A 4,717-nucleotide genomic window follows, 5' to 3' on the forward strand; every position below is an offset into this window, starting at 1 on the left:
GCCGCCGACCATTTCTTGATGGCGAAGCCGACCGCCAGTCCCGGGATCAGGGCGAGCAGCGCCCGCACCGCGAAGAAGACGACGCCTGCGACCACGGCCATGTGCCAAGAGTCGAGTTCCTGGACACGTGCACTTTCGAACTACTTCATGGCCAAGTTGCAGGCGGCCCATAGGGAATGTATGCTGGCCACTTTACGAACCGTGCGTATTTCACAATTCGGATTAATCAAATGGTGGCTCACAAAAGCGACAGGTTTGTCGTTGGCACCCGCTTCAAAATTAATAACCTCGGTGCCCGGATCTGACCAACCGGACCGGTACAGTCATCGAAGTTAGCCTTCGCACCACCGGCATCACGGTGCTGTTCGATGGGTGCGCACGACCAACTTGCCTGCACCATGACTACCTTACGCCCGCGCAGCCCATCCTTGATGCGGACAAGAAAGCGAGCCCCCAACTGAGGCGGCTCAACCCCTCCGCCTATCGACCTCGAATGTGAATTTGACCTGCAGCACCGGGCCACTGTCGTCACGGACCTCGATGGCCATCCCATGAGACGCTCCATCCACCCGCTTGCGGACGGCATCCCGGGCGATATCCGCCAGCGAGCGAGCCGCCTCTTCTTGCACCTTCTCTATGGTGGAGAGTTCCAGACCTTCCTCATCGGGAATGATCTCATCGCCCTCTCGTATGTCAAAATAGTACCGTTTCATACGACGAGAACGAAACCGACCCGGAATTGTTCTTTTCGTGAATTAGGACATTTCCAAAATCGCTAGAGGTCGGAAACTGGCCAGATGCGAAGAGGCCGCCAACTGAGGCGGCCTCTGGCTTTACAGATTGAAGTACAACATCGAGACTAGAACCGTCGAAAAGACACCTAGTCCTATGATGGCAATTTTCAAAACCAGGTCTGGCGCGGTCACGCTGCCCCCCTTTGGTTCGCAAATCACCTGAATCTTACGCTTTACTTCGGCGGCCGCAACCCAGGCGACATAAGCCACTCTGTTATGTGGGACGTTATTTCGTCCGGCCGGGCCTTCCTAAGTAGGCTGTCTCGCTTGTGCCCGGGTGGCCGCGCCTTGGCTTCATCGCGTAGCTGTTGAGCTTCCAGATCAAGCCTCGCTTTGAGCGATAGCTTATGTCTGAACCGGAGGCGTTTCATGAACTTCCTCCCTTCATGAAATTCGCTTGCTTAAAAACTCTGCAATAGGTCTTAGCGGTCAATGTGGGACTTTACATCTTGTGTTGGTCCAGCGGAACACCGCGACGTGTTCTATGGGACCAAATTCCTTGATCTATGCCAAGGGCCGGCCGGCGGAATATGGCACCGACCTCACGGTTTTCATGGTCAATTTTGATTGGAACAACGAATTAAGGCCGCCTCAGTTGGCGCGGTCTTTGGAGAGTGAGCAATTTTGCTCAGACCCAACGATGTGGGTATGCAATTTGTGCCACCGCCGGGTTTTGCTTACCCTCCCGGGGCTGGTAAGCCGCCGTCCGCGTCATTTAAGCGGGCGGCGTTTTTACTATGAAGTAAGGCCGCCTCAGCTGGCGGCTACGGCCTCAGGGCATCTGATAGGAACGACTCTCCGACAGAAAGATTGAGCAATCGGTCTGTGGTGCGGTCCTAGGTTCGCGCCATCCACCCGGAACCGCCCATCGCCCAACGCGCGTTGGGCGATGGGTCGGTTCTCGTGGGGCCGCAACTGAGGCGGCCYTATCTCCGGTCCCGTTGTTCGGCACTGACAGCGTGCTTTAGCCATTCCTCAGCTATGCGAAGCCAAGCGTCTTTGTCGAGCTGGCTGAAGGCGCTGGTCGCGGGCGTCTTCTGACTGCCGTCGGAATCGGGCTGCGTCGTCCATCCCACCACAGACCACGAACTGGCGGGATCCGATACCTCTACTTTGGCGGCTGCAATCCTGGCGACGTAAGCCACTCAGTTATGTGCGCGCCGACTTCGTCTTGCCTAGCTTTTCGTAACAAAGCTTCTCGCTGGGCCCCCGGCGGCAGTGTCTTGGCTAGTTCACGTAGGCTTTTCGCTTCTTCGGCAAGTCGCTCCTCAAGAGGGGAAGATTGGCTAAACCTACGGCGCGATCCCATGGCCTTTCTCCATGACGAATGAACCGGCGATTTAACTGTAAATCCTCGGAGCGGGTTCCACTCAAATTGAGGCGTTCCGCTGGTGAATACACTTCGCGTTCGCAACCTGTTCCGGGCGGACTAGGTCGGCACAAAAACGAAAACTGAGGCGGCTTACCGTACGACGACGCCCAGGCGTAGCCAAAGAAAAACCCGCCGACCTTGGAAGCCTGCGGGAGTTGCAAGAAAAGCTTTTGGCGATCGGCGGGCACCGATCGCAGGAATCGCTTCTAGCATGGCAGGCCCGCCAGCGTGAACCGGCGCCTTCTCCACACCCACGACCGGCGGTAGCTCGCGCTCCCGCCCTGCCGCTAGGAATCGATAATTTGACTCCTGCTTGCGCGCCGCTTCGATGGCGGCATGCCCCGCCCTGCCCGCCGCAACAATCCCTCACGTGCCGACGGCCGGCCGGTGAAGATCACGCTCGGCGAGATGCGGGAGATGGGCGTGCGCGGCGTGCTGATCTATTGCCATTGCGGCCATCACATTGCTCTGGACGCCGACCGCTGGCCTGACAGCGTAAGGCTCTCCGATCTCGAGCCGCGGTTTGTCTGCCGGGGTTGCGGCGGTCGCGGCACCGATGTTCGGCCCGACTTTGAGCGGGGCAACCCGCAGCTTGCAATCATGGGATACCGAAACACGCAATGATCAAGGGCTGGGGGCGGCCTTTCGAGGAGCCGATAGAGGCAGACGGCCGCAGGCTGGTCACGTTGCTGGACGCCGGCGAGTACATCGCCGCGCTGCCGAAGAAGGAGCACGATGTGCCGGAGTGGCAGGCAGYGATGGAAGCCCTGCTCCTGGTGGTCGAGCGCGGCGGTCCAACGATGTTTGCGCGGATCGGCGTCATGCGGGCTTTGAACCGGCATCACGTCCCCGAGTTCAATCCGWAGGGCAAAGAGCCGCATTGGGGCCGGCGCAAGCTGAAGAGGGACCAATGACCGTCTGGATCTACACCGATACAAGCAAGCAGGTTGGAGACAAGGACCGCCTGAAGGTCTTTGCGACTGAAGAGGCGGCCGACGCATCGCTAGCCGAGAACGACCCGGAAGGCGTCGCCTTCGAATACTATGTGATCGAGTGATGTGGAGCGGGTAATCAGCGCCACATCGTTGGTGGGTTCAGGGCCTTGAGACCGGCCGCTTTCAACGCGTCGGTTGAGAGCTGTCCCTGTGCCGCAGCATCGAGCAGCTTCGAAGCAACGTAGGCTCTGGCGCCCGTCTCGCTTACAGGAATATTTTCGCAAACTTCCTCGAGCACCGCTCTGAGCAGCGCAGTCATTTCAGCATTAAACACGCCGAACTCCCGAAATTGAGAGGATGCTGAACGCTGCACAAGCGGAATATATTCGCTTGGCAGCGCTCGCCACGTATTCCGGTCTGGGCTCTGAAATCCCAGCGCCTGCAAAATTGGCACCTGTCTGTCAAAGTAATGTGACAGCTCCGCCGGCCACGTCAACGGGGAGTTTGCCGGGCCCTGCAAAGGCTCGACAGCGTGAACCGGCTGCTTGTCCGCCCGGTCACCGCCCTGGTGACCACCCGGGTGACCGGCGCCGCGTTCGAGGTGTATGGCGCGGGACGCACGGACTAGCGGAAAGCTCTCTCGCGCGCGGCATTCAGGGCCGCCTTTGTCTGCGGGACAGTGTCATTGATGGGCTCCCGGGTAGGCGGTGGCTCGTTGAGGTCTCGGGCCCATGGGGCAGAACGGGTTACTGACGGCGAAGTGGGATCACCTGAATTTGCGCAAGCAGACAGGACGAGACCAATGAAGGTCACCGAACCGGCCCATGTCATCGCCTGGACGCGCATACCCATCCATACACCAGTTCGAGCGAACTCAGGTGAGAGACCCGCCAGCTCGCACCCGCGGGCGTGGCAGAGCGGCCTCGGCCTCATACGCCCAGCCGGGGGCGCGTCTCGCACGCGCGCACCGCCGTCGATTTCGCAGGCAGAATGCCTCCCAGCGCCGTCGCAAAAGAGGCCTTACTGCTCCTCGCTTTCCAGCCGTTCGGCCTCTCTTTGATAGTTTTGAGCTATCTCTTCGAGAGCTTCCCGGCCGAGACCCGGAAGGCAGAGCCTCGCCTGCTCAAAACATAAGCGCTCCATTGCGCGAAAATACGCACTCAATTCTCGTGTGCCCACGGGCAATATGACCTAATGCAACTAATGCAATAGGTGTCCTATAGCGGGAAATTGGAACTCATGGCAACCTGCAAATCCGGCCCGCCAGCGTGAACCGGCGGGCCGTTGCTCTAGCTCGTCGGTGCTTTGATTATGACCAAAGGCCGGCGCTAAGCCTTTCTACCAGTGGTATCTTACCGTCGCGAAACGCAGGCGCATCCAGCGAGACAAAGCGTGGATCTACGCTGTCCTCCCTCCACGCTGCGCGCACAAATATCTTCGCCGCTTGCCCAACGTCCTCCGACTTCACTTCGCCCAGCCATAAGGCTGTTGCTAGCATGACGACGGCGTCTCTACGAATATGGGTCGGTATTGATCGAGAGATTGTCTGATCGGCCAACGTGAACAGCGGATCTGTCGGTGCGGCGATAACGCCGGTCAATGTCGGCTCTCGCAGG

Annotated in this window: 6 protein-coding genes and 1 pseudogene; 3 read left to right on the forward strand and 4 right to left on the reverse strand. The window is 59.1% G+C overall.

All coding sequences use genetic code 11. The annotated features are described in order from the left end of the window. Both ACXJMY_RS37610 and ACXJMY_RS37615 read right to left on the reverse strand, forming a co-directional pair. Positions 1 to 107: pseudogene (locus ACXJMY_RS37610) on the reverse strand (ComEC family competence protein); the annotation flags it as partial. Between the two features lie 360 nt (positions 108 to 467). Further along, complete coding sequence (locus ACXJMY_RS37615; protein ID WP_456624399.1) at positions 468 to 713, reverse strand: DUF6894 family protein; 246 nt, start codon at positions 711 to 713, stop codon at positions 468 to 470. 1,789 nt (positions 714 to 2,502) lie between these two features. On the opposite strand from ACXJMY_RS37615, the gene ACXJMY_RS37620 reads away from it, so the two are divergent. The 3 genes from ACXJMY_RS37620 to ACXJMY_RS37630 are packed head-to-tail and all read left to right on the forward strand — an operon-like array spanning position 2,503 to position 3,223. Next, positions 2,503 to 2,790 carry a hypothetical protein gene (locus ACXJMY_RS37620; RefSeq protein ID WP_456624400.1) on the forward strand — a complete coding sequence of 96 codons (288 nt, stop codon included), beginning with the start codon at positions 2,503 to 2,505 and terminating at the stop codon, positions 2,788 to 2,790. Beyond that, positions 2,787 to 3,080 carry a hypothetical protein gene (locus ACXJMY_RS37625; protein ID WP_456624401.1) on the forward strand — a complete coding sequence of 98 codons (294 nt, stop codon included), beginning with the start codon at positions 2,787 to 2,789 and terminating at the stop codon, positions 3,078 to 3,080. The genes ACXJMY_RS37620 and ACXJMY_RS37625 overlap by 4 nt, the downstream gene beginning before the upstream one ends. Continuing rightward, a complete protein-coding gene (locus ACXJMY_RS37630; protein ID WP_456624402.1) occupies positions 3,077 to 3,223 on the forward strand; it encodes a hypothetical protein in 147 nt (48 codons plus the stop codon). The genes ACXJMY_RS37625 and ACXJMY_RS37630 overlap by 4 nt, the downstream gene beginning before the upstream one ends. A 14-nt stretch (positions 3,224 to 3,237) precedes the next feature. Here ACXJMY_RS37630 and ACXJMY_RS37635 read toward each other — a convergent pair whose 3' ends face one another. Continuing rightward, the gene (locus tag ACXJMY_RS37635; RefSeq protein WP_456624403.1) at positions 3,238 to 3,555 is read right to left on the reverse strand and encodes a hypothetical protein; all 318 of its coding nucleotides are present in this window, start codon (positions 3,553 to 3,555) and stop codon (positions 3,238 to 3,240) included. Positions 3,556 to 4,410: 855 nt separating this feature from the next. Continuing rightward, the coding region (locus ACXJMY_RS37640) for a hypothetical protein (protein ID WP_456624404.1) at positions 4,411 to 4,717 on the reverse strand (307 nt) is incomplete at its 5' end.

Source organism: Bradyrhizobium sp. P5_C12 (assembly GCF_054049735.1).